The following is a 2,521-nucleotide window of genomic DNA, read 5'->3' on the forward strand; positions in this document are numbered from 1 at the left end:
GGATGTTTCCGGAGTATGCATTATGGCCGGCATGTTTCAGGATACGGGAGCCTTTAATCAGCCGCTGGCAAAATGGCACCTGTCATCAGCCGAGGATCTGAGCAGCATGTTTACCGGGGCCAAAGCCTTTAACCAGCCCCTTAACAGCTGGGATGTTTCTCATGTGAAGCTCATCCGTTTTATGTTTTGCGAGACCGTCGCCTTTAATCAGCCGCTGGGCTCCTGGAAGCTCACAGGTCTGGATTCCCCGGAAGAGGATGCCCGGGATTTTCTGCTGGATGCCGCTGCATTTAACCAGCCCCCTGAGGAGATCCCGGAAGTCCTGAGAGAGCTTTACCAGGGCCCCGGACAAAGTGAAGGCCAAAAATCAGTAAGCGAGACTGACTCCTGAGCACAGAGGAACAGGCGCTGGCAAGTAAGCTGAGAATAAACACCGGAACACAACAGCTAAGCCCGCTCTTGTTTCAGAACAGGCAATTTCGGTTCTCCCGGGCAATTCACGTTTGTCTGCGCTTTCGGTTAATCCGGGACGGGGTGTGCTAAACTTAAGGATGTTATATTCCGGCGGTTCTTTTAATCCCGCGCTGTCATGAGAGGACTGAAATGGCTAATTTCTTCGATGTTCTTAACGGCAGGAACGTTAAACGCACCCACGCTGCGAGCGGCTACGATGACGACGATGATGATTACGGGCAGGCCGCCGCATCCTATGCCATGAAACGCGGAGAAACCATTGTTCTTGGCCATTATCCGGGAGACAGTTCATATGCCGAAACTCCTCTTTCCTGGCTGGTTATTCATGCTGACGGAGCGAGCGCTCTTGCGGTCAGTACCTGGGGAATAGCCTGGCGTCCCATGCATGACCGAGAAGGCGAGATCACCTGGGAAAAGTGCGCCCTTCGTTATTGGCTCAATACGGTGTTTTACAAGGAGTACTTTTCAGATGATGAAAGGGAGAGCATTCTCGAAAAAACTCTGGGAAACGAAAGGAATTCCGTTTACGGCGGGAAGAGGTGTCCGGCTACCCGGGATCATGTTTTCTGTCTCAGCTATAACATGGTTTCCTCCTGGTTCGGCGGCTATCTGAGCAGAAACTGTCTGCCGGCACCCTGGCTTCCCCAGGGTACCTCCGGCGAATCCTGCTCCTGGTGGCTGCGCACGCACGGCGGGGCTCCCGGCAACATGGCCCGCATAAATTCTCAGGGAGTTCCGGATCTTTACGGCTATGCCGCCACGGATGATACGGTGCTGGTTCGTCCGGCTATGTGGGTGCGGCGGCGGGGCTAATGACCTGTTTGTCCATTCCGGCCTGATACCGGAAAAGCGGCTTTTCACAAGCATTCACAGCAAAAAGAAACCCCGGCAGGTCTCTTAAAGGACTTTCTGCCGGGGCTTTTGCGTCATGGGCTTTGCTTTCCATGCGGCATGGTTCGCCGTTGTTTCCGCTGTCTCCGTTACTGCCGGAACAGGCCGTCAATATCCCGGAGTCTGATCCCGTTTTTCTGCAGGGCTCCCATAACAGCCTTAAGGAGCTGGGCGCCGTTTTCCGGGGTGGCCGCGGCTTCAAACTCCGAAACCGCCTGAGGCAGGGGCGTCTGTTCCTCCTGCAGGGCGTCGTATACCGAAATGTTCTCTGCATCCAGAGGCAGATGGCCGTCAAAGCAGCTGGTATTGCCCAGGTGGCAGGTGGGGCCGATGGGATCTGCCGCTATCAGAAGACAGTCGGAATCGCAGTCAGTGGTAATGGCCTTGAGATTGAGATAGTGCCGGGATTCCTCTCCCTTGGTCCAAAGACGCTTCTTGGTACGGCTCCAGAAGGTTACCCGGCCGATTTCCATGGTCTTTTCCAGCGCCTCACGGTTCATAAAGCCCTGCATCAGCACCAGTCCGGAACGGTAGTTCTGCACGATCACAGGGATCATGCCCTGACACTTTTCCCAGTCTAGGGAGTCAATATCAAAGTTGAGATTGTATTTATTATCAGTCACGTACGGTTACTCCTTCATTTCTGAGGTAGTCTCTGAGTTCCGGGATATGAATGATGCCCTTGTGGAACACGGAAGCGGCGAGACAGCCGTCCACATTGGCCTCCTTGAAGCCGTCCCGGAAATGCTCCATGGCGCCGGCTCCGCCGGAGGCGATAAGCGGCACCCGGGCCAGCTTCCGGATAAGCTTAAGCTGCGTGAGATCATAGCCGTTCCGCATGCCGTCCTGGTTCATCATGTTGAGGACGATTTCCCCGGCCCCGCGCTTCTGCACTTCAGTAACCCATTCCGGGGTAGTCCATTTGGTCACCAGGGTGCGGGATTCATCTCCGGTATACTGCTTGACCCAGTACTTGTCCTGCTCCTTGTCGTAGTAGGAGTCAATGCCTGAGACCACGCACTGCACGCCGAACTTGTCCGCCAGCCGGCTGATAAGATCCGGATCCGCCAGAGCCGGGGAGTTTACCGAAATCTTATCCGCACCGAACTCCAGAATCCTCCGGGCATCCTCCACGCTTTTAATGCCGCCGGCCACG

The 2,521-nt window shown here is 55.2% G+C and carries 4 protein-coding genes; 2 read left to right on the top strand and 2 right to left on the bottom strand.

Going from position 1 to position 2,521, the window contains the following annotated elements:
* Together ACJROR_RS03485 and ACJROR_RS03490 are read left to right on the top strand one after the other, a co-directional pair.
* Window positions 1–391 (top strand): BspA family leucine-rich repeat surface protein (locus ACJROR_RS03485; protein ID WP_406545881.1); only part of this gene is annotated, 391 nt, incomplete at its 5' end.
* 212 nt (window positions 392–603) lie between these two features.
* The gene (locus tag ACJROR_RS03490) at window positions 604–1,287 is read left to right on the top strand and encodes a DUF6273 domain-containing protein (RefSeq protein WP_406545882.1); all 684 of its coding nucleotides are present in this window, start codon (window positions 604–606) and stop codon (window positions 1,285–1,287) included.
* A 167-nt stretch (window positions 1,288–1,454) separates the two neighbouring features.
* Here ACJROR_RS03490 and ACJROR_RS03495 read toward each other — a convergent pair whose 3' ends face one another.
* Window positions 1,455–1,922: a phosphoribosyl-AMP cyclohydrolase gene (locus ACJROR_RS03495; protein ID WP_406545884.1), complete on the bottom strand. Its 468-nt coding sequence runs from the start codon at window positions 1,920–1,922 to the stop codon at window positions 1,455–1,457.
* Between the two features lie 58 nt (window positions 1,923–1,980).
* The coding region (gene hisF / locus ACJROR_RS03500; protein WP_406545883.1) for an imidazole glycerol phosphate synthase subunit HisF at window positions 1,981–2,521 on the bottom strand (541 nt) is incomplete at its 5' end.

This window comes from Succinimonas sp., assembly GCF_045225735.1.
Taxonomy (GTDB): Bacteria; Pseudomonadota; Gammaproteobacteria; order Enterobacterales; family Succinivibrionaceae; genus Succinimonas.